Annotated in this window: 21 protein-coding genes; 5 read left to right on the plus strand and 16 right to left on the minus strand. The window is 46.8% G+C overall.

Going from position 1 to position 22,176, the window contains the following annotated elements; translation table 11 throughout:
* Positions 1-125 precede the first annotated feature (125 nt).
* Both SD70_RS00970 and SD70_RS00975 read left to right on the plus strand, forming a co-directional pair.
* The gene (locus tag SD70_RS00970; protein WP_041044813.1) at positions 126-620 is read left to right on the plus strand and encodes a carboxymuconolactone decarboxylase family protein; all 495 of its coding nucleotides are present in this window, start codon (positions 126-128) and stop codon (positions 618-620) included.
* Between the two features lie 101 nt (positions 621-721).
* A complete protein-coding gene (locus SD70_RS00975; protein WP_041044888.1) occupies positions 722-1,279 on the plus strand; it encodes a DJ-1/PfpI family protein in 558 nt (185 codons plus the stop codon).
* A 613-nt stretch (positions 1,280-1,892) separates the two neighbouring features.
* Here SD70_RS00975 and SD70_RS00980 read toward each other — a convergent pair.
* From SD70_RS00980 to SD70_RS01015, 9 genes are all read right to left on the minus strand, one after another.
* On the minus strand, positions 1,893-3,050 hold the full coding sequence (locus SD70_RS00980; protein ID WP_269432389.1) for an oligosaccharide flippase family protein: 1,158 nt from the start codon (positions 3,048-3,050) through the stop codon (positions 1,893-1,895).
* Complete coding sequence (locus tag SD70_RS39065) at positions 2,999-3,418, minus strand: oligosaccharide flippase family protein (RefSeq protein ID WP_269432390.1); 420 nt, start codon at positions 3,416-3,418, stop codon at positions 2,999-3,001. Before SD70_RS39065 ends, SD70_RS00980 begins: the two co-directional genes overlap by 52 nt.
* Positions 3,419-3,506: 88 nt before the next feature.
* Entirely contained in the window at positions 3,507-4,034 is a 528-nt protein-coding gene (locus tag SD70_RS00985) for a YfiT family bacillithiol transferase (protein WP_041044814.1), read from the minus strand.
* 25 nt (positions 4,035-4,059) lie between these two features.
* A complete protein-coding gene (locus SD70_RS00990; protein WP_041044815.1) occupies positions 4,060-4,644 on the minus strand; it encodes a class I SAM-dependent methyltransferase in 585 nt (194 codons plus the stop codon).
* 326 nt (positions 4,645-4,970) lie between these two features.
* The gene (locus SD70_RS00995) at positions 4,971-5,849 is read right to left on the minus strand and encodes a sugar phosphate isomerase/epimerase family protein (RefSeq protein WP_041044816.1); all 879 of its coding nucleotides are present in this window, start codon (positions 5,847-5,849) and stop codon (positions 4,971-4,973) included.
* Positions 5,850-5,918: 69 nt separating this feature from the next.
* Positions 5,919-7,613 carry a glycoside hydrolase family 13 protein gene (locus SD70_RS01000; protein ID WP_041044817.1) on the minus strand — a complete coding sequence of 565 codons (1,695 nt, stop codon included), beginning with the start codon at positions 7,611-7,613 and terminating at the stop codon, positions 5,919-5,921.
* A gap of 28 nt (positions 7,614-7,641) precedes the next feature.
* On the minus strand, positions 7,642-8,472 hold the full coding sequence (locus SD70_RS01005; protein WP_041044818.1) for a carbohydrate ABC transporter permease: 831 nt from the start codon (positions 8,470-8,472) through the stop codon (positions 7,642-7,644).
* Positions 8,469-9,398: a carbohydrate ABC transporter permease gene (locus tag SD70_RS01010; RefSeq protein WP_041044819.1), complete on the minus strand. Its 930-nt coding sequence runs from the start codon at positions 9,396-9,398 to the stop codon at positions 8,469-8,471. The genes SD70_RS01005 and SD70_RS01010 overlap by 4 nt, the downstream gene beginning before the upstream one ends.
* Before the next feature lie 97 nt (positions 9,399-9,495).
* Positions 9,496-10,884, minus strand: coding sequence for an ABC transporter substrate-binding protein (locus tag SD70_RS01015; RefSeq protein ID WP_041044820.1), 1,389 nt, complete (start codon positions 10,882-10,884; stop codon positions 9,496-9,498).
* Between the two features lie 457 nt (positions 10,885-11,341).
* Between SD70_RS01015 and SD70_RS01020 the strand changes: the two genes are divergently transcribed.
* The gene (locus tag SD70_RS01020) at positions 11,342-12,265 is read left to right on the plus strand and encodes a LacI family DNA-binding transcriptional regulator (RefSeq protein WP_052486915.1); all 924 of its coding nucleotides are present in this window, start codon (positions 11,342-11,344) and stop codon (positions 12,263-12,265) included.
* 143 nt (positions 12,266-12,408) lie between these two features.
* Here SD70_RS01020 and SD70_RS01025 read toward each other — a convergent pair whose 3' ends face one another.
* The 3 genes from SD70_RS01025 to SD70_RS01035 all read right to left on the minus strand — a co-directional run bounded on the left by SD70_RS01025 (position 12,409) and on the right by SD70_RS01035 (position 15,627).
* Positions 12,409-13,266, minus strand: coding sequence for a carbohydrate ABC transporter permease (locus SD70_RS01025; RefSeq protein ID WP_052486916.1), 858 nt, complete (start codon positions 13,264-13,266; stop codon positions 12,409-12,411).
* Positions 13,267-13,288: 22 nt separating this feature from the next.
* The gene (locus SD70_RS01030) at positions 13,289-14,176 is read right to left on the minus strand and encodes a carbohydrate ABC transporter permease (protein WP_156157826.1); all 888 of its coding nucleotides are present in this window, start codon (positions 14,174-14,176) and stop codon (positions 13,289-13,291) included.
* A 77-nt stretch (positions 14,177-14,253) separates the two neighbouring features.
* Positions 14,254-15,627: an ABC transporter substrate-binding protein gene (locus SD70_RS01035; RefSeq protein WP_082053032.1), complete on the minus strand. Its 1,374-nt coding sequence runs from the start codon at positions 15,625-15,627 to the stop codon at positions 14,254-14,256.
* A 352-nt stretch (positions 15,628-15,979) separates the two neighbouring features.
* Here SD70_RS01035 and SD70_RS01045 point away from each other — a divergent pair, with 352 nt between their 5' ends.
* Complete coding sequence (locus tag SD70_RS01045) at positions 15,980-17,011, plus strand: substrate-binding domain-containing protein (RefSeq protein ID WP_052486917.1); 1,032 nt, start codon at positions 15,980-15,982, stop codon at positions 17,009-17,011.
* Positions 17,012-17,385: 374 nt separating this feature from the next.
* Entirely contained in the window at positions 17,386-18,300 is a 915-nt protein-coding gene (locus tag SD70_RS01050) for an ArsR/SmtB family transcription factor (RefSeq protein ID WP_041044824.1), read from the plus strand.
* Between the two features lie 98 nt (positions 18,301-18,398).
* Here the strand turns inward: SD70_RS01050 and SD70_RS01055 are convergent, their stop codons facing one another.
* From SD70_RS01055 to SD70_RS01070, 4 genes are all read right to left on the minus strand, one after another.
* Positions 18,399-19,199, minus strand: coding sequence for a TrmH family RNA methyltransferase (locus tag SD70_RS01055; RefSeq protein ID WP_041044825.1), 801 nt, complete (start codon positions 19,197-19,199; stop codon positions 18,399-18,401).
* 212 nt (positions 19,200-19,411) lie between these two features.
* On the minus strand, positions 19,412-20,332 hold the full coding sequence (gene murQ / locus SD70_RS01060) for an N-acetylmuramic acid 6-phosphate etherase (RefSeq protein ID WP_041044826.1): 921 nt from the start codon (positions 20,330-20,332) through the stop codon (positions 19,412-19,414).
* Positions 20,333-20,396: 64 nt separating this feature from the next.
* Positions 20,397-21,221: a carbohydrate ABC transporter permease gene (locus tag SD70_RS01065; protein ID WP_041044827.1), complete on the minus strand. Its 825-nt coding sequence runs from the start codon at positions 21,219-21,221 to the stop codon at positions 20,397-20,399.
* Between the two features lie 13 nt (positions 21,222-21,234).
* Complete coding sequence (locus SD70_RS01070) at positions 21,235-22,164, minus strand: carbohydrate ABC transporter permease (protein ID WP_052486918.1); 930 nt, start codon at positions 22,162-22,164, stop codon at positions 21,235-21,237.
* Between the last annotated feature and the right edge of the window lie 12 nt (positions 22,165-22,176).

Raw genomic sequence — 22,176 nt, forward strand, 5'->3', positions numbered from 1 at the left:
AAGACAAGCATCCGGTGCTCCTTCGCTTCTATTGCAGACCTGTCACATTCCCGAGGTCCCGATCCGTCATCGTAGTGAAGGGCCGGACGATCGGTTCCGATCAAAAAAACGAAGGAGTGTTTCCCATGCAATCAAGAATGAAAAGTCCCGCTGTGATCGTACCCGAAGCGATGCAAGCGTTGCAAGCGCTCGGCAAAGCTTTGTTCGCTTCGGCAGAGCAAACCGGCGTTCCGAACCGAACACTCTTCCTCGCCTATGTGCGGGCTAGCCAAATCAACGGAGACAGTGTCTGCGTCGATCTGCATTCGCGCAATGCCTTGGCGGCGGGCGATACGGCGGAGCGGCTTATGACCGTGGCGGCATGGCGGGAAACGCCGCACTTCTCCGACGCGGAACGCGCCGCCCTGGCGCTCAGCGAGGCGGTTACCCGGCTCAGCGACCGGACAGATCCGGTGCCTGACGAAATCTATAACGAGGCTGCCACGTATTACGACGAACAGGCGCTGGCCACTCTGATCGCCGGGATCGCCACAGCCAACCTGTGGAATCGCCTTAACGTCGCGACCAGGCAAATGGTTAGCGATTCGGCTGCTTCCGCCCCTCGGGAAACGTCCCGGTAAAACGCGACATCGTTCAACATTTTGCACCTCTTTACAGCCGAACAACCTCCGCCGCAAAATAGAGTATGGGATATCAAACCAATTGGAGGGACGTGAAAGCTTTGTCCAAACAAATTTTGATCATCACGGGCGATGCGGCGGAGGCTCTCGAAGTGTATTACCCTTATTTCCGGGTGCTGGAGGAAGGCTACAAAGCCGTTCTGGCCTCGCCGACGAAAAAAGTGCTGCGCACAGTGGTTCACGATTTCGAGGGATGGGATACATACACGGAAAAGCCCGGATACCAGTTGGAATCTCACGTCTCCTTCGCCGATGTCGATCCTGCGGAATACGACGGACTCATTATTCCTGGCGGCAGAGCCCCGGAATATATTCGTTTGGACGAAAACATCCCACGCATTGTCGGCCACTTTTTCGAAGCTGGCAAACCTGTAGGGGCGATTTGCCATGCGGCGCTAGTGTTAAACGCCCTGAAAAACAATCAGTATTTCGAAGGCCGCACGCTGAGCGCCTACACCGCTTGCCGGTTCGATGTGGAAACGCTCGGCGCGACCTACGCGGCCGAGACGCTTTGCGTTGACGGCAACATCGTGTCTGGGCACGCTTGGCCGGATTTACCGGGATTCATGCGGGAGTTTTTGAAACTAGTGCGCGGTTAAGGCTGATAAACGGTAGCTTCGTCAAGTTGATGCGAGATAGCCGCCCTTCTTGTTCCAATTCAGCGTCGTTTGAGCGTATGACGTTCAGCCGGACGGGTTAGATGAGCAGCAGCGAACGAATTCGCTAATCAACGACTGTCCTGACGCTGTCCGGAGCAGATTTTGCCGGAATAAACGTTTAGAGCCCGGAAATTCGGTACATAAAGAACAAAATTCTTTATGAGCGTAAGTCAGGACGTTAAACGACGTTATGCGACCTTTTGTTCCGGATCAGCGTCACCAAAGTCTCTGATTTAAGAACTCGGGCTATATCAGGGCTAGGAGCCGCGAAAAAAGGAAGCCATGGCTGGCTTACGGCCATGGCTTCCTTATACGTTGTTAGGCCAAAAAAAATGAGAAGTTGACGGATGAAAGCCGAGGTACTGGGCATATCGTATCGTATAGTGGGTCGGCAAAGCAACGTACAGCATACAATCGCCAATTAAGGAAACTGCCGTAATGAGTGCAATTGCAATTACCGGTCGCAAGCTGTTGCCGGCTTTTCGTGTTCTGTGACAAGATTTTGCTCCTCCGCTTACGCCTTTCTCGGCAGCTGAATATTTAGTGAAAACGCCTAGTTAATTACCTTCGAGCGGCGGAACGCGTTGGTCGTGAACAGCGCCACAAAAAAAGCGAGCACGGATACGGCAATCGCCCCTAGAGCGTTCAATACATGATTGAAGCCGGACTGCTGCATGAAGGAATACATCCCCAAGCCGCATATCGCCATAACCATCGCACTTGCCGCAGTTTTAACGACGATCCGGGCATCCATATAAAATCCGATCGATTTGGAGACGGCCGAGAACTGGAGCAAGGTCAGCAAAAAAACGCCGAACCCAAGGCCTAAGGCAACCCCTTCAATCCCTGATTTGGATGCAAAAATAAAAATGGCGACCGCTTCGAAAAAGCTCGTGACCATAAAGTTCCACATCACCGTGGCCGCTCTTCCCAGCCCAAGCAAAATAGACTGGAACGCCGCCTCGAAATAATGGAAAAAGAAGATGGGCGCCAGCAGTTTGACCAGCGCTCCCGCCTCCGGACTGTGGTAAAGAAAGTCGGCTAACGGAGTGGCCCATAAATATAAAATAACCGTGCTCGGAGTTCCTACAAACAGCGCAATTCGCATCGCCTGATCCATTCTATGGTGCATCAGCAGCCCTTTTCCGGACGCTTTCGCTTCGCTTATAGCCGGGATGAGCGCTGTGGAGAGCGAGCTTGTAACAAAGCCCGGAATGAAGAGCAGAGGAAACGCGCAGCCGAACAGCAAGCCGTATTGCTTGGTCGCTTCCGAAGCGCTAATGCCCGAAATCATTAAGCTTTTGGTGACGAGCATAGGCAGGAACGCCCCGAAAATCGAATGAATAAACCCGTTGCCTGTCGTCGGCAGGCCGATATGCAGCAGCTCCAGCAGCGTTTGCTTTCCTTGCCGGAAATAAGGCCTGACGACCGGCAATCTGCCCTTTTGCGTGAAGTGCCTTTTGAATTTCGCAAGCACGTATAAGAGACCGGCGCCCTCGCCAATGACGCTGCATATCATTGCCCCTGCCGCCGCATACTCAAGGCCGTAGGGAAGAAGAATCTGCACTAAACTGATCGTAGCCGCCAATCGAACCAAATGTTCGACGACCTCCGACATGGCGATGACGTTCATATGCTGCTTGCCGCGAAAGTAACCTTTTAAGACAGCGGAAATGGCGACAACCGGCGCAATAGGCGTAATGGCCAGCATAGCGTAGTAAGCCTTTGGTCCGTTAGAAATACGGATGCGACATATTTGGCGCCAAAAAGAGCGAGGAGAGTAAGGATTACACTAAGCGTGCCGGTTACTGCGAGAGAGACTGCCACGATCCTTTTGATTTTGCCGGAGTCGCCCTTGATCTCCGCTTCCGATACCAGCTTGGAAATGGCGACCGGCAAGCCTAACTCCGTCAAAGTAATGACGAGCGGAACTAGCGGATGAGCCATCATAAGCAAGCCGATGCCTTCCGCACCTAACAATCGGGTTAGAAAAATGCTATTTGCAAAGCTTACGATTTTCAACAGCAATGCCGACGCCGACAAAATGACGGTACCGCGTATAAACGACTGTTTCTGCAAATCGTGTCATCCCCGCTTTGTGGACTACCCCTCCTTAAAATATATTCTCAGGACGCCGAAACATGCTTCCCGGCAAAAAAGCTTTGCTCTATAGCCAGCCCATCCGTTTTTTAAGAGACGCAATTTGCGCGAGATGATGGTTCCCATGCCAAGCATACCGCTCCGTCGCGGCATCGAGCGTCATGACGCCGTTTGTCGGAGACGTAAAGGTGCGTTGAAACTGTTCCGGCGATAGCTGCCGAAGCAAATCGACAAACCGTTTCCGAAGCGCTTCGATGAGTGCGATCGAGGTTTCGACAGGCGTATCGCTATAGTCGCTAAGCTCCGCCCATAAATCTTGCCGGTAAGTGCCTGCCATTGGAGTGTCCTCGGTGAGAGCCCTTTTGAACCGGATATAGGCGTTCATGTCGTTGTCGGCTAAATGATGCACGACTTGCTTCACGTTCCACCCGCAAGGCCGATAGAGGGTCAGCAGTTGTTCGCCCGTTAAAGATTGTACGGTCGTGCGAAGCAGGCCGGGCATTTGCCGGATGTCCTCAATCCATTTGCGGCGGTGCTGGTCGGTTGGATGCTCCGCGGCAACAAATTTTCCAATGGGATAGGACCACTCTTCCATTTGCTCACTCTCCTCAGCGGTGTGCTTAAATATGTGCAATGATGTAGTAATGTTCGAAAGATTGCTTCCCGCTCGCGATTACAGTAAATCCTATGATTCGCAGTAAATCTAGCAAATAGGTGTCGCTCAGGCGCTTCTCTAGCGGCGGACCAAATTCCCCATTGGACTCGGGGTCGAACTCCGAGATGAATATGCGCGTACCGCTCGACGGGATCGTATTTTTAAGATTTTGCAACAGTTGGTTCGGTGAATCCGCATGGTGGAGTATATCGGTCAGCATGATCACATCGAAGGAGCCTAACTGTTTTAAATCAGTCTCCGCGGCATCTCCTACGAAAACTTCAATTTTGCTATGTATCCGGGACAGTTCTTGTAACAAATACTCGGCAGCTTCCTTCGATTTCTCAAGTGCTGTCACCTTCCCTGCGTCCCCGACCTCATCTGCATATCGTAAAGTAAACAAGCCGGGACCGGGACCTATATCCAAAACCGAATCGCCCGGCTGCAATCGAATTAATTTTAGCCATTCATCTACAATCGGCAGCCGAAGCAGCTGTCTCTTTCTTACTTTTTCCCAACCTAATGCAGACAAGTCCTTATGGAACTCCATGTTTTCAACCACTTCCTTACCAGCCGAATGTAATCAACGTATATATTATAAAGCCAAATGAAATCAAAACGGATAAACAATTCGTAACCTTCATCCAATCTGGCGTATGTTTATGCTTGTTCAGGTAACGACAATATCCTTCGGACAATCCGCATCCGTAGAACAAAACGGACGTTAATCTGAATGAAAATCCCCCCAAAAAAACAACCAGTAACAGCTATGGATTTTGCCGTTACTGGTCTTCTACTTATAAAAAATCGTAAGCGTCAAATCGGTATAGTCATGTGCTCCAGACCTGCGGAACTAAGCGTTTAATCTTCCGATGATTACCCCGCATTGAATTCAATGTTTGAGAATTTATGAAAAGCATTCATGCTTGTTTTAATAGACTCAATTTCATCAAGCTGAGAATGATCCTGTTCGAGCAAAATATACTCAAGATTAGGTGCAGCTCCCGCAGCATCGATAATGCTCTGAATCGGGAGAATACCCGTTCCGATCTCAGTAAAGCATAGCGGATTCTTCGTCATAGTAAATATAGAGTCGGTAATATCCCGATTTGGATCGACTACGCCGTCATACATAACAATTGGCTGCGGCGCATGTTGCGGAAAGTCTTTCTGATGAAGAAGCACCAAGCGCTCCCTATACTTCTCGATCAAATGCAGCGGGTTCTGCCCACCTCGAATGATCCAGTAAGTATCCAACTCTATAAACACCAAAGACGGGTCCGTGTTTTCCATAATAATTTCGTAAATCGTCTTATTTCCAATTTTTTGAAACTCTTGATAATGATTATGGTAATAGTACCGCATTCCGCGTTCTTTGCACATTTCCCCCACTTTGTTGAAAAGGTCGCAACGACGCAGTACATAATCAAGGTCGTTATATGGGTAAAACTCTATATCGCATCCGATTTGTTTATTACCAAGCGCTTGATGATAATCTAAAATCGCCGGGAGGCGGTCTAGTTTTAAAGGATTGATATGAGAGCCCACGATGGATATTCCCAAGTTATCCAGAACTTCCTTCATTTTATTTGCAGGAACCCCAAATCCAAAACCGTCGTCTGTGTCGGCATTATGGTTTGCAGCCTCTACAAATTTATATCCCGCTTCAGCAATTTTGGCTAAAGCACCGTATGGATCGGCTTTCATGGCCTGACGTACTGAATAAAGCTGTATTCCTACTTTTAATTTCGTCACTGATATGTCCTCCCATTTTACGTGCTCAACCATTTGTTTAGGAACTCTCATCTTTACTTACATCTTAAGCTACAAGCGGCTGGTCTCTTCATGCAATAGATATACGCGTGCTTCATATGGCTTTAGTGTAATTGCAGGTGCCAATTTTTCTTCCACTTCATAATTACTAATTAACAATTCTTTAACAGAAAAATGATTTACCTTGTCCCACCGAAACTCCTGAATACTTGCCGCAAAATTGGCGATTACCAGTAAGGTCTTATCCTCTTGCTTTCGAGTATAGGCATATATTTGTTCATGATCATCAAGAATTAGTTCATATGAACCGTATACAATAATTGAATATTTTGTTCTTAGTTGTATTAAGTTTCTGTAATAATTAAATACCGAGTTCGGATCATCAATCTGCTTCTTAACATTAATTTCCTTATAGTTCGGATTCACTTGAATCCACGGGATCCCCGAAGTGAAGCCGCCATGAGCGCTCTCGTCCCACTGCATCGGCGTTCTCGCATTATCTCTGCTCTTTTTATGAATCATGACTAACAATTCATTCGGATCTTTCCCAGCTGCGATTGATTCTTTATACATGTTTAATGTTTCAATATCTCTATATTCGTTGATAGATTCGTACGCAACGTTAGTCATTCCAATTTCTTCACCTTGATATACGAATGGAGTTCCTTGCAACATATGCAAACAAGTTGCAAGCATTTTCGCTGATTCAGCGTGGTACTCAGTATCGTTGCCAAAACGGGATACTTGGCGAGGTTGGTCGTGGTTGCTTAAATATAAGCTATTCCAACCCTTTCCTTCCAACTGTTTTTGCCATTTTGTCATAACACGTTTAAAATCAAGCAAGTTCCATGAATCGCCTGCCCATTTCCCACCCGTCCCAGGATCTGCTTCGATATGTTCCCATTGAAACAACATATCCATGAAGCCATTCTCCTCATTCGTATAACGGATTGCTTCTTCAGGTGTGGCGCCAGGTGTTTCACCGACCGTCATAATATCGTATTGGGAAAACACTTTTTCTTTCATTTCCCCTAAAAATTGTTCTAAACGTGGACCATTTAAATAAAATTGAGTTGCCGGTTGGTATTGATTCTCTTTTACTATAGGGGCGTCAGGGAAGCTTGTGACCTTGGAAATCGTCGTAATCGTATCCATACGAAATCCATCTATCCCTTTTTCGAGCCAAAAATGCATCATGTTAAAAATGTCGTTTCGAACTTGTGGGTTTTCCCAATTTAGGTCAGGCTGTTTTTTACTATATAAATGAAGATAGTATTCTCCAGTCTGTTCGTCGAACTCCCAAACAGAGCCACTGAAAACAGACTCCCAATTATTCGGCCTTGCACCGTTATTTCCCGGTCGCCAAATATAATAGTCGCGATATGGATTGTCTTTCGACCGCCGTGACTCAATAAACCACTTGTGCTCGTCAGATGTATGGTTGACAACGAGATCCATCACCAGCCTCATTCCACGATTATGTAATTCTCCGAGTAAAGCATCAAAATCCCCCATCGTTCCGAATTCTTCCATAATATTATAATAATCACTTATATCGTAACCGTTGTCATCGTTTGGCGACTGGTAAACAGGGGAAAGCCAAATAACATCTACCCCCAGTTTTTGCAAGTAATCTATTTTGGAGATAATTCCTTGAATATCGCCGATACCGTCGCCGTTAGAATCTTTAAAGCTACGCGGATATATTTGATAGACGACACTTTCTTTCCACCATTTTTTTTGCATGTGCTTTCTCCTCTTTTGTGTATTGGCGTTAACCTTTGACTGCCCCAGACGTTAGGCCAGAAACAACCCATTTCCGAAAAACAATCGTTATTAGAATGATTGGCAGGATAGCAACTATGGATCCAGCAAAGATAGTTCCATACGGGATATAGAATTGGCCATTAAAAAGCGCTATTCCAACAGGAATTGTCCTCATCTCTTTGGATTGATTGAATACCAGAGCCATAAAAAACTCTGTCCAAGTAGAGATGAATGTAAACACCGTGGCTGTGAATAGACCGGGACGAGTTAGCGGTACAAAAATCTGATAAAAAGTCTGAAGTACGGTCGCGCCGTCAACCCGTGCCGCTTCGAATAAGTCCTTGGGAAGTTCCGCGAAATAATTTCGCAAAATCCATATGGCGAAAGGTAAATTGAATGCGGTATACGGAATAATTAAAGCCTGGAAGCTATTCAACCAACCTAGTGTCCGAAGTAACATGTATAGCGGTGTAACTACTGCTACAGCAGGAAACATAGAAATAATCAGCAAGGCCATCATAATTATTGTCTTCCCCCTAACTGGCAGGAGGGCAATGGCAAAGGCTGCTAAGCTTGATAATATAATTACTAAAGTTGTTGATATAACAGAAATAATGACACTGTTTCTTATATAAATTCCAAAGTTATACTTTTGGAACGCTTCCATATAATGATCGCCGGTCCAACTTTGCGGCACCAATGAAGGCGGATATAACCCTAACTCAAGATCCGGTTTGAAGGAAGTAATAACCATCCAAATCATGGGAAGTAAAATAATACCCAAAAAAAGTATAAGTATCACATAACGTAGTCCTGTTCTCCATTTGGGCTCATTCATTTTCTATCCCCCGAAACCATTTTTTTAAATACCGAGAAGAAAGCAAGACTAATGACAAGTACAATAAGCACGGTAGTCACTGCTACTGCGGACCCTGGGCCAAAACTCAAGTTTTGAAACATGACCTTTTGACTTAATATGGCCAAGGATTGCGTAGATGTTCCGGGTCCGCCCTGTGTAAGAACAAACGGTAAATCAAACAACCCAAACGCTTGCAAAATCCGGAACAAACCAGCCAAAGCAACGCTTCCGCTTATCAAAGGCAATGTGACACGCCAAAACATTTGCCATCTATTTGCACCGTCAATATATGCGGATTCATAGAGTTCAACGGGAATCATTTGCAATCCGGCCAAGGATATGATCACTACAAAAGGAGTCGTTTTCCAAATGTCGGCAATCATTAATGCAATCACAGCGGAACTGCTTGAACCTAACCAAGTAATCGGCGCTGGAATAATCTGGCTAATTTGAAGGATGTAATTTAATAAACCATATACGCCATTATAGATATAAGACCACATTTGGGCGGATATAACGGTTATAAGTGCCCATGGAATCAACATGACGATCATAGATATATTTTTCAATCGCTTAATTCCGTTTATCGACAAAGAAATAAGTACTCCCAAAACCAATTCAATTGCTACTGTGACTATCGAAAAATAGAAGGTAAACCAGACTGCTTGCCAGAAAACAGCGCTTTTCAACAAGATCCCATAATTTTTCATTCCGGCAAAAGACATTGTAAAACCGTTTGTAGTCAAAGAGACGTTGTTCAAACTCATCCATACCGAGTAGATGATTGGGAAGATTGTAATGATTGCGATAACAGCAAGTGCCGGAACCATCATCCAATGACCTGCTCTACGTTCTTGACGTTGAAGAGAGTTATTTTCCTCGGATGCGTTGTGCGTTCTCTCCATCTTTACTGCTCCTTATCCGGATAGAGATGGTTTTCCCCGTCCATAATTTAGTTTTTACGGACAGGACAAAGTCCTGTCCGTAAAAACATATTTGAGATTACAAACCGCTTCCGCCGCTAACTGCCGATTCAATTTGCTTTTGGGTATCCTTTATAGCTCCTTCAACGTCCGCCCCGCCAGTTAAAATTTTATTGAGGTTTGTGTAAATAGCACTGGAAACTTGAGCATATTGCGAAGTTTTTGCCGGACGAGAAATAAAATTGACTTCACTTACAATGTTTGTTACCGGACTAACTTTTTTAACGTCGGGATTGTTTTGAACTGCTTTATTGGTTGGAACTATTGAATATTTCGTTGCTAAAAGACTTTGTGCTTCTTCACCGGTTAAAAAGTCAATGAACGCGAGAGAGGCTGCAAGATTTTTCGTATGCGGATTAACTTGCAGGTTATATCCACCGATCGTTGCAAATCCTTTCTCCCCTCCTTCAAATTTGGGAAGAGTCATAACGCCGACCTTATCAACCACTTTGGAGCTTCTGGGGTCGTTTGCACTGAACCATGCATAATCCCAATTGCGAAGGAAGGCCGCTGCACCTGCGTTAAATGCGTCCATAGCCTCGTTCTCATGAAAGGTTACGACAGATTTAGGAGAAACCCCGCTATCAATTAACCCCTTCATGAAATGAATTGCTTTTCTGCTTTCGGGAGAATCAAAAGTTGGCTTCCCATCAGCACTCATTACTTTTCCGCCTGCTGAAGTCAAGTATTCCATAAAATCACATGTCAAGCCTTCATAAGAAGCTCCTTGCCATACAAAGCCAAATTTGACATCGCCCTTTTGCTGGAGAAGTTGACCGTATTTCTGTACTTCTTCCCACGTTTTAGGCGGTTGCAGCCCCTCTTTTTCCAACAAATCTTTTCGGTAATACAAAAGTCCAGAGTCAACGAAGAAAGGCGCAGCGTAAATGTTTCCTTTGTAAGAAGCACCGTCAACAAGTCCGGTGGCAAACCTGTCAAAAAATGATTTAGGCAAATATTTATCCAATGGCATGGCCAATTGCGCTTCTGCAAATTGAGCCGGCCAAATGACGTCTCCTAAATAAACATCGGGTGTTTCGGAACCGCCGCCGATCTGCGTTGTCAGCAATTGGCGCATCGTATCTGTATTACTGGGCAATTCTTGAAGAGTAACTTTGATGTTTGGGTATTTTTCCTGGAACTTATCAATCAACTCTTGTCGCTCATTGCCATGGGCAATAGGGTAAGCACCCCAAACGATGGAACCGCTTGCTTTCGTAAAGTCGATATTTCCCGGGTTCTCTTGTTTTTTGGAAGCATCCTTTGAGACGTTTTGTTCTTGAGCGCCAGAAGCGCCTTTAGATTGACTGGCATTATTGCTAGTTTGACATCCGATCAAAGGAACCAATAACAACGTTGTGGAAATGAGTCCAACAGTCATTTTTGACAACTCCAAAGATCTCTTCATATGCTCCCAGCCCCTTTTTAAATGGATATGTAGTTCAATTTGCAGACCTCCGCGATTCCCTGATCCCAGCTAAGAAACTTTCCTTCCTCTTCTCCAATTAAGCAATGCACACGAAATTTTCATGTCTTTCCCCTCCTGGCGTTAGTATAAATTCTATATTCCCTCGCAAAAATACACTTGAAACAATCACCTCTTTACATGTATTTTCATAAAACGTTTTCATTTCAATTTGAATATATTTCATCGCAATTCCATTGTCAAGAATTAATTTTCATTCAGAACAATGCATCACTTGACAACACACATAGTGAAACACTATGATTTTTAATGTAAAATCAATATTTTTTCTGTAAAAGTTCTTTATTATTTACATTAAATTTCATAAAATAAACGCGTGGAAACGCCATCACTTTTACATCAAAATTATTTGCTTTCAACGGAATTCGGAGGATACTGCATGTCGACTATACAAGATGTAGCCAAGTACGCTGATGTCTCAATAGCAACAGTTTCGAGAGTTCTTAATAACCCTGAAAAGGTTAGCGAAGAAACAAGAGAGCGTGTAATGGAAGCTGTAAACAAGTTGAATTATTTCCCCAACGAAAAAGCAAAATCATTAAGCTCCAAAAATCAGAATCTGTCCATCGGTGTTATTATTCCTGATATCACCACTTTTTATTTTGGAGAGCTGTACAAAGGAATTAGCAGGACTGCATTACGTCACAAAACACATGTTTTACTGCATGATCTTGACAATGAGGGCCCACAACAGCAGCAAATTCTGGATACTATGGTTTTTTTGAAACAATACAGAGTAGATGGGATTATTTTGGCCAGCCGTTTTATAACAGAGGAGTACGGGGACGTCATCAAACGATTAAAAATTCCTGTTGTGTTGGTTCTTGGCGATCATGCCAATGCAAAGATCCCTGCTTTTAAAGTCGATGATATTAGAGCCTCTTTTGAAGCTGTCGCATATTTGGTCGCAAGAGGGCACAAACGAATTGCCATGATCTCTGCGTCACCGGACAATATGATTGTCGGGCAACCGAGGTTGGCCGGATACAAAAATGCTATCGATTATTATCAACTTCCCTTTCTCGATCAACAAGTTGCTTACGGAAATATGCGTTACGATGACGGCTATTCCGCAATGAAGGAATTATTATCATCTAGAGAGATTACGAAGATTACTGCCGTGTTTGCAGCAACAGATGAAATGGCTATTGGCGCCATGAGGTGCATAAACGATTGCGGCCTGAAGGTTCCGGACGATATTTCGGTAATCGGTTATGATAATCTGGCAGTATCTAACATGGCAGTCCCAAAAATTAACCACGGTTTCGCAACCTTTTTGAGGATATCGGTGCCGAAGCTGTAAAATATTTAATTAATGTTCTTGAAAACCCTCGTAAACTGTTGGATAAAGGAACAAACTTTTTGCCTTATAGAATCATCGAAAGAGAGTCTGTGTCACATATACGACCAGACTTTTAGTCGATTCTTCCATTGCTTTTTAAGTGCTCAATCTTTTGAAGCATGAACAACAATCCCTTGAATAAAGTACTTCTGCGCCGTAAAGAAAAGAAGCAATGGCGGAATAACCGAAACAACGGCGGCGGTCATCAAAATATTCCACTGAGTAGCGCCATAGGACGAAGTGAAATTCGCCAAACCTAACGCCAGAGGAAACTTGTTTGTCGTATTGAGATAAATCAGCGGTCCTAGCAGGTCATTCCAACGGTACATAAACTCCATAATCCCTGCAGTGGCCATGGCAGGCAAAGAAAGTGGGATGATAATCCGAAAGAAGATCGTAAAATAACCACCGCCATCTATACTTACCGCTTCATCCAGATCCTTGGAAAGTCCTATATAGAATTGCCGCAAAAGAAAGATGATGAAGGCGCTGCCAGTAAAAGCGGGAATTACTAACGGCAAATAAGAATCTACCCAGCCTAGTTTCCTGAAAAGCAAATACTGCGGAATCATAGTCACCTGATAAGGCAGCATCATTGTAGCCAAAACCAATGCAAATAGCGGATCTTTCCCACGCGCTCTAATCCGGGCAAATCCAAAAGCTACCAGCGAGGAGGATAAAACGATACCAAACGTAGATATGATAGTGTATTCTACCGAATTCGACAGGTATGTACCCAACGGGTAATCGCGAAAAATTTTCATGTAATTCTCCCATTGGAATACTTTCGGTATCCATTGCGGCGGAACGAGGTAGATAGCACCCAGTTCTTTAACAGATGTGAGAAACATCCAACACAGAGGAAACAGGAAAACAATACTGAATAAAAATAATAAGAAGTAGACCAATACAATTCCAGGAACGGAAAGTTGACCATACGAATAACTCTTCGAAGGCTTCATCTCAGATCCCCCTTGTAGTTTTTTAATAATGGACATATCGCTTGGAGACCTTCAGAGCAAGCAATGTCATGGCGAATGTGATAACAAACAGAATCCAAGCTTGTGCAGAGGCGTAACCCATTCGGAATTGGGAAAAGGCATTGTCAAAGAGATAATATACGTAGAAATAAGATCCCCAATCGGGCCCCCCTTTGGTGATCACAAACGAAGGTACGAATATCTGTATCGCCGCAATCATAGTCATGATCCCATTAAAAAGTATGACTGGCGAAAGTAACGGAATCGTAATCGCAAAAAAACGTCTAAACGGATTTGCACCGTCAATCGCAGCAGCCTCGAAGATCTCTGCTGATAAACTTTGCATACTGGCTAAATAGATAACCATGGTACCACCTATACCGGTTAACGTGGTAAGAACTAATGAAGGAATGACCGTTGAGGAACTGCTAAACCACGCCGGCCCCTTAATATGAACGAGCGATAAAACGTAATTGACGATACCGAAATCAGAATTCAGCAGCCACGCCCATAGAAAGCATATAGCGACACCCGAGACGACGGACGGTGCATAGAAAATCACTCGGAAAACACCGATCCCTCTCACCTTTTGATTGAGCAGCAAGGCAAGCAGTAACGCCAATATATTGACGAACGGCACAGCAAGAACGGTATAGTATAAAGTTGTTGACAGAGATTTGTAAAACAATCGATCATTAAAAAGATGGACGTAATTATCAAACCCGATAAAATTCGGTGCAGTCAAAACATCATATTTCGTGAAGCTCAGAACCATAGAAGCGAAAATGGGGCCTCCTGTGAGTAGGATAAAGCCGATTATCCAAGGCATAATGAAAAACCAGAACATTTTTTCCCCGCTAAAAATAGATTTTCGAGTCCTTTTCTCAGTCACGCGTCTCACCCTTTCTTTTCATGCTGAAGAAAGGATATCCCTTCGTGGGCTGCACAAAGGGATATCCAATTCAAAGCTTACTTCAAAGCATTAAGTCCGGACTTTATTTCTTTCAGTGCAGTATCAATATCTTTCTTGCCGTCATACACGCTGTTAAGAGGTTGCAAAATTGCGTTATTGATGGCATTGAAGTTTTTGATAAGATGATTTGGCGACTCATTAGCGATGGCAAGCGAACCCTCATGAACCTGTTTGATCTGTGCAGGAGTCATATCCAAATTTTTTGCCATCATCTCGTACCACTGTTTCAGAAGTTCCCCATTGGCGGGAGTGGCGTTTGTGACTTCCATAAATCGTTTTGCACCGCCGTTTGGATCCGTAATGTGTCTGACAAATGCCCACGCTTCATCCGGATGTTTTGTCGCTTTGAGGATATTGACAGAGTCTATGAACATTGTGGTTCGGCGATTCTCAACCGTATACGGGAGCGCCGCTACGCCCCAGCGGAATTTGGCCGGCTTATTTACCCAGAATCCACCGCCGTGCTTCATGTGCATGGCCACTTGTCCAGTGAGGAACGGTACGCCGATAGCGGAGATGGAGTTTAAATCGGCAGTCGAAGGATGAACCTTGTATTTTTGAATCAGATCAAGATGAGCTTGAATACCACGACGAACACCCTCATCCGAAACGGTGGGCTCGCCCATCATATTCGTTTTGTAGGCTTCTGGCTTGAAATAATCGCCACCAAACAGCCAAGCATCCGCAGTTTGCGGGAATAGTTCGTCGTAGACTCCGAAGACGCGCTTTTGTGCGTTATCCATATTCTTTGTCAACTTCTTTGCAACTTCAACCATTTTATCCCATGTCCACGATTTATCGTTCCAATCCGTTGGAGGATAAGAAATGCCTGCCTGGTCAAATAAATCCTTATTGTAGAAGAGATAGGAACCAAGGGCGACAATTGGAATTCCATATGTTTTGTCACCCGATCTATAAACGTTCATGATGTCATCGCCGATGCCTTTAACTGAATCGGGATCTTTTTTTATGTAGGGCGCCAGATCGAGCAGTTGATCCTTGTAAGTGGAGAAACCTGAAAATCCCCAGTTCGTCACAAACACATCAGGGACATCCCCACCGGCAATCATTGTCTGCGCTTTCTGGTCAACTTGATCTTCGGGGACGATGATAAGATTGATTTTCACATTCGGGTTCTTCTCTTGAAAACCCGCTATCATCTCTTTCTGCCACTCATTCATAATAGGATCACTTCGTACCAGCCAGTTTAACTTGACGGTCTCTTTGGGGGAATTTGGTGAGGACGTCTTTGCGGAAGTTTCGGAAGTATTACTTGCAGCCCCGCCACCATTGGTACTGGAACAAGCCGACAAGATCATCAAGCAAAAAACAAGGAAAAATGAAGCGATTTTACGATTGAACAACTTCATGTCCTTTTCTCCTCTCGAGGGTATTTTCTTACTCCCTCATAAAGTAACCGCTTACATCATATTCGATCAGATGATCACCACCTCATACAAAATGTAATTTACATTAATCGATTACAGAATTTAATATACTAAATCCATCTGCCACCGTCAATAAATTATTTGTGCCTCAGTCAACCCTGCAGCATCTGCGTCAATCCTCGCTCAGCGTTAGAGCACAATTCTAGAACTTTTGTTATGAGCCACTTTTTTTGTAATTTACATGCAAAAATAATAAAAATATTGTAAAATAAAGACGAAGCGAAGAATGAGTACTGAACCATGAGATTTATTTATACATATGGAGGGTAATAATTTGGCAAAGATTCAAGATGTGGCCAAGCTCGCGGGTGTATCGACCGCAACAGTTTCCCGGGTGCTGAATAATCCGGAATCGGTAAAAAATGAAACAAGCAGACGAGTAATGTCCGCGATAAAAAGTTTGGACTATACGCCAAATCGTGTCGCAAAATCTTTAAGTTCAAAGGCCCAGGATATTACAGTAGGGGTCATTTTCCCCGATATTGCAACTTTTTATTTTGCGGAGTTGTACAAAGGCATGAGTCGAGAGGCACGCGAAAACAATATCAATATTTTGCTTCACGAACTGGAAGAAGGGGCAAATGCTCGAGAAGAAACTTTAATGAATGCCTTGCATTTTCTTAAAAAAAGCAATGTGAGCGGTATCTTGCTATCTAGCCGATATATACCGAAAGAATACGACCAAGCAATAAAGCGTCTGGGCATTCCGCTTGTCATGGTCTTAAGCAGTCATGAGGCCGGAAGTATTCCAGCTTTCAAGATTGACGATAAGAGGGCCGCTTTTGATTCAGTAGCTTATCTTGTATCAAGAGGCCATCAACGAATAGGTATTATCTCAGCAATTACGAACAACCATAATTCGGGAGAATTAAGACACCAGGGGTTTCTGCAAGGGATTCAATATTACAACTTGCCTCTCTCCCCCGAACAAATTGTTTACGGTAAGATGCGTTACGATGACGGGTATAAGGCGATGACAGAATTATTATCAAACCACCATAAAACAAAAATCACGGCAGTTTTTGCGGCTACTGACGAAATGGCAATAGGTGCAATACGGTGTGTAATCGATAGCGGGTTAAAGGTTCCGGAGGACATTTCAATAATCGGTTATGATAATTTATCGATTTCGGATATGACCATACCTAAACTTACAACGATTTCCCAGCCTTTTTATGAAATTGGAAAAGAAAGCATGAAACACATGATCGAAATCATTAAAGAACCTGACAAGGGACAAAAGTCTGGGAACCATTTTTTAGCGTATCAATTGGTCGAAAGAGAATCAGTAAAAGAGTTAACTTGAGTGTGAGCTATATAATATGGTAGGGTATCTCCTTGGTTATGGAATCTGGAAAGTTCCGAGGGTACCCTACCTTTTCTTTATTTGAGAAGGCTGTAAATCTTGGCAAGCAAACTAACGTACGTCTCCTTTAAAAATTGCGAAAAAACTTGCATTCCAATCCGTGTCAACTCAATTTAAGAAATTTAAGATGCCGCCCGAAATGTATGATCCCGGCCGCGCATCGCTTCGCCACCATTTGATCCTATAATTCATATTTTGTACCCCTTGGGCATTTTCGCTCCGGCAACAAATATCAAACGATGCCACTTCTCATTTTCATCTATTTGTTTTATGATTTTGTAAAATATATGTTTATCAGAGAGGAAGCGCAACCTTTGATCCACATTAAAGATTTAAAGTCAGGACTGGGTATCTTTAAAGCGTTAAGCTCTGATATCCGCCTTGAAATATTGGAGCTGTTGAATCATTACGACAGCTTAAATTTAAATGAAATAGCCGAGAAGTTGGGGTTGTCCAACGGGGCCATAACCATGCATATCAAGAAGCTGGAACAAAGCGGCTTGATCGGCATCACGACCGCGGTGGGGAAACATGGGATTCAGAAGATTTGCTACATTAACGAAGAAATGCTGACCGTGGAGTTGAAAAACCGAAGCGAAGTGAACGTTTACGACGTGGATATTCGGGTCGGCCATTACATTGACTATTACGCCGATCCCACTTGCGGGCTGGCGACAAAGGACAGCATCATCGGAGAATTTGACAATCCGCGCTATTTCGCCGATCCGCAGCATATTAACGCCGGCATCGTTTGGCTTTCGAAAGGATTTCTGGAATACCGCATTCCCAATTACCTGAAACCGAACCAGAGCTTCAACGAACTTCAATTCATTATGGAACTAGGTTCGGAAGCCCCCAGCTATAATAATGATTACCCGTCGGACATCGTCTTTTACGTGAACAACGTTAAAGTTGGCGCATGGACATCGCCAGGCGATTTCGGCGGTGAGAAGGGGAAATATAATCCGGACTGGTGGCCGCTCCATCTGAACCAAAACGGCTTGCTTAAGCTGTTACGCATTAACGAGAATGGCACGTTCATTGATGGCTGGCGCATTTCGGATGTAAAGATTACTGACGTTAACCTGAAACATAACGAAGACATCAAGTTTAAAATTGGCGTGGCGGAAACCGGAAACGTCGGCGGACTGACCATATACGGGAAAAACTTCGGCAATTACAATCAGGATCTGATCGCCCGGGTTCTGTTTAACATCAACTCCAAGTAGGGCTGACCGCAAAGAAGGGGCTGCCGGAATGGTGAGACCATTCCGGCAGCCCTTTCAACTTTTAAGCGACATAGCAACTAACGTGAGGGAGTCCCGCTCTACCCCCGCGCATGCCTTCTTTGCCGAGACGCCTCGAACAGCAGCACCGTCGCCGCCATCGCCACGTTGAGCGATTCGGCCTGGCCGTGCATCGGAATGATGACCGGGTCGGTGACTAGCGAGGCGGTGCGTGCGGACATGCCCTGACCCTCATTGCCGAAAACGAGCCAGACCGGCTGCGTCAGGTCCGTCTCGTAGCACGAGCGCGCCGCCTGCAGGCTGGTGCCGACGATGCAGGCCCCCGCCTCGCTCGCCCGCGGCAAAATGTCGCCGAGATCAGCCTCTACGATCGGCAGATGAAACAGCGATCCCATCGTCGAGCGGATCGTCTTCGGATTGTACAAGTCGGCGGTGCCGCGGCCGAGCACGACGCCGTCCGCGCCGACCGCATCGGCGCAGCGGATAATGGTGCCGACGTTGCCGGGATCTTGCACGGCGTCGAGAACGACGACGAGACTGCGCTTCACGCGGAAAAATTGCTCAGCGCTAAAGGGCGTGCGCTCGACGACGGCAAGCACGCCTTGCGGCGTCTGCGTATCGGCGAGCTTGGCGAGAACCGCTTCGCTCACGGCGATCCATTCAACGCCGGGCTCCGCGAGCTCCCGCAAGCCCGGAGGCACACTGCGGCCGAGCGCATACAGCACCGAGACGACCGGCGCGCGCGAGCGAAGCGCTTCTTCGACGAGGTGCGGACCTTCGACGAGATAGCGCTGCTGGCTGTCGCGGCCTTTCCGTTCGCGCAGCTGCGCCCATTCTTTGACGCGGGGATTTTGTACGGAAGTAATTTCGGATGCGGGCATGGAAAAGGGCACCTTTCTGACCGTTCGGACATTTTCCTCATTATAATCAACTAACAGCGCGTCTTCAACGCAAGAAGAAACGGCCATAGGCCGGCAGTTCGGGCGGTCCCCGCTTCTCGCACGGAATCGGCCAAGGATTGAGTGCGCGCAATATACTTTCCGATGAAGCAAGCCGAAGAGCCGGTCGCAAGGACAGGCTCTCCAATAACGTTTTATGCGCGGCGCTTGCTCTCGAGCAAGCTGACGGCGGCGCCGAAATGATGCCCGCTTGCCGCAAGCGCCGCTGCCGCTTCGGACAACGGGATGCCGAAGCGGAGCATCAGGATGGCGGCGCGCGCATCGCCGTCCGCTTCTTGGCACACCCGGCGGGCCGTAGCGTCGTCGGCCCCCGTCGCCTGCCGGATAATGCGGACGACGCGCTCGCGCAGCTTGCTGTTGGTCGCCTGCACGTTGACCATCAGATTGCCGTATACTTTGCCCAGTTTGATCATCGCCGCCGTCGAAATCATGTTGAGCACCAGCTTCTGGGCGGTTCCCGCTTTCAGCCGGGTCGAGCCGGTAATAAGTTCGGGACCGACCGGAACTTCGATCGGCATATCCACCTCTCGGCTTAACGCCGTGCGGCTGTTGCAGCTAATCCCGACCGTCAGTGCTCCGATCCGTTTCGCCTCGCGTACCGCGCCAATGACGTACGGCGTGCTGCCGCTTGCCGCGATGCCGACCACCGCATCCTGCGCGGTAACTGCTGCCGCTACGTCAAGAGCACCGGCCTCACAATTGTCTTCCGCATTCTCGATGGCTCGGCGAATGGCCGCTTCGCCCCCGGCGATAATGCCGGTGACGAGGCTCGGATCGACGCCGAACGTCGGCGGGCACTCGGAAGCGTCGAGGATGCCGAGCCGTCCGCTCGTACCGGCGCCGACGTAAAACAATTTGCCGCCGGCCTGCATGCGCAGGACGATGCTCTCGATCGCCGCCGCAATGTGCGGAAGTGCGGACCGGACAGCGGCCGGTACAGTCGCATCTTCCTCGTTCATGAGGCGCACAATGTCGGCAACGGGCAAACTGTCCAGCCCGTCGCTTCGTTCGTTTCGTTGTTCCGTTATCGGTTCGAAATTGGCTTCGGATGCCACTTACGGTCCCTCCTTGTCGTCCGTTCCTTTTGCAGCTGGAAGACCGTTTCGATCTGGCGAGCCGTTATTTGACGGCCCCTGCCGTCATGCCGTCCATGAACTGCCGCGATGCCAGAATGAACAAGATCAGCATTGGCAGCGAAGCCAGAGTCAGCCCGGCAAACAGCATGCTCCAATCCGCCGAATATTGGCCGAATAGGGACATCATGCCGACAGGGATCGTCTTTTTGGCGTCGTCCTGAATGAAGATGAGCGGGAAAAAGAAGTCGTTCCATACCGTAATGAAATTGATGATCATGACCGTGCCGAGCGCTGGCCGCATGAGCGGCACCAGTACGTGCCGGATGACGCCGAAATCGGCGCAGCCGTCGATGCGCGCCGCTTCCTCCAGCTCGCGCGGCAGCGTCCGGAAAAAGCCGGTCAAAATCAAAATCGAGATCGGCAAGCCAATCGCCGTATAAATGCTGAGAAGCGACCCCATGTTGTTCAATAGGCCCAAGTTTTTCATCAGCATGAACAGCGGCACGATTCCTAGCTTGATCGGAATCATCATGCCGAGCAGGAAGAAGAAGTACAGCGCGCCGTTCCACCGGAACTGATACCTGGCGATATAATACGACGCGAACACGCCCAGCAGCAAAATGAGCAACACCGCAAGCACGCTGACCAAGATGCTGTTGGTCAAATAGCTGCCGAATGGAATCTGCTTCCACAGCTTCTCATAAGCGGCGAACGATAGCTTGGTCGGCAACGCAACCGGATTTTTCAAGATCTGAATGTTCGTCTTCAAGGAGGAAACGAGCATCAGAAAAATCGGATACAAGCTGATCAAAGCACCGAGATAGGCGAGCGCGTATTGGACGGTGCGTAACGCTTTGCCCGAGTTCATTCGCTGTCCCTCCTTAATGTTGAACTTCCCGGTTACGGGTCAAATATAGGAATAAAGCGGAGACGCTGGCAATGATAAGGAACAAAATGACGGCAAGCGCCGAGCCGAGGCCGATGGCGACCGAATCGCCGCCGCTCGAACCGCCGAAAGCAATCCGGTAAAAGAAGATAGCGAGCGTGTCGGTAGAATTGTACGGTTCGCCCTGCGAGCCTTCCATGGCGAATATGAGTTCGAAAGCTTCGAAAGCGTGAATAAACGTAAACACGGTCACGATAATGACCGACTGTATCATCATCGGCAGCACCATCGTGCGAATGAGCCGAAAACCCCGTACCCCGTCAATCTTCGCCGCTTCCAGCACTTCGCCCGATATGGCCTGGAGCCCGGCGAGGAAGATCAGCATCGTGAAGCCGACACCGTACCAGCTGTTCACCAAGGTGATGGACGTGAGCGCCGTATGCGTGTCGCCGAGCCATGGCTTTGCCCACGAAGCGAGCCCTACTTTCTTGAGCAGCACGTTCAGTACGCCGTTGTTCGGATTCAAGATAAGCTTCCATAGAAATCCGACGATGATGACGGACAGCAGCCTCGGGATGAAGTAAGCGACTTTGAGAAAACCCGAGCCTTTCAGCTTCGTGTAAACAAGCCAGGCGAACAGGAAGGCGAGTCCGTTCTGAACGACCATCTCAATGGCAAAGTAGTACAAGTTATGCCCGAAAGCGTTCCAGAACAAATGATTGAACGGCTCGCGCGTGAACAGGCTGACGAAATTGCCGAGCCCGATAAAATTGCCGCGCACGAGTCCTTTCCAGTCGAACAGGCTGTATCCGAATGCCGCGGCGATCGGATACACGACAAACAGAACGTAAACGACGAGGGCAGGAAGCGGGAACAGATGAACCGCTCCCTTCCTCCACCCTATAGCTCCGGTAGACTTTTTCATGCCCCCGCCCCT

This window comes from Gordoniibacillus kamchatkensis (assembly GCF_000829455.1).
Taxonomy (GTDB): Bacteria; Bacillota; Bacilli; order Paenibacillales; family NBRC-103111; genus Gordoniibacillus; species Gordoniibacillus kamchatkensis.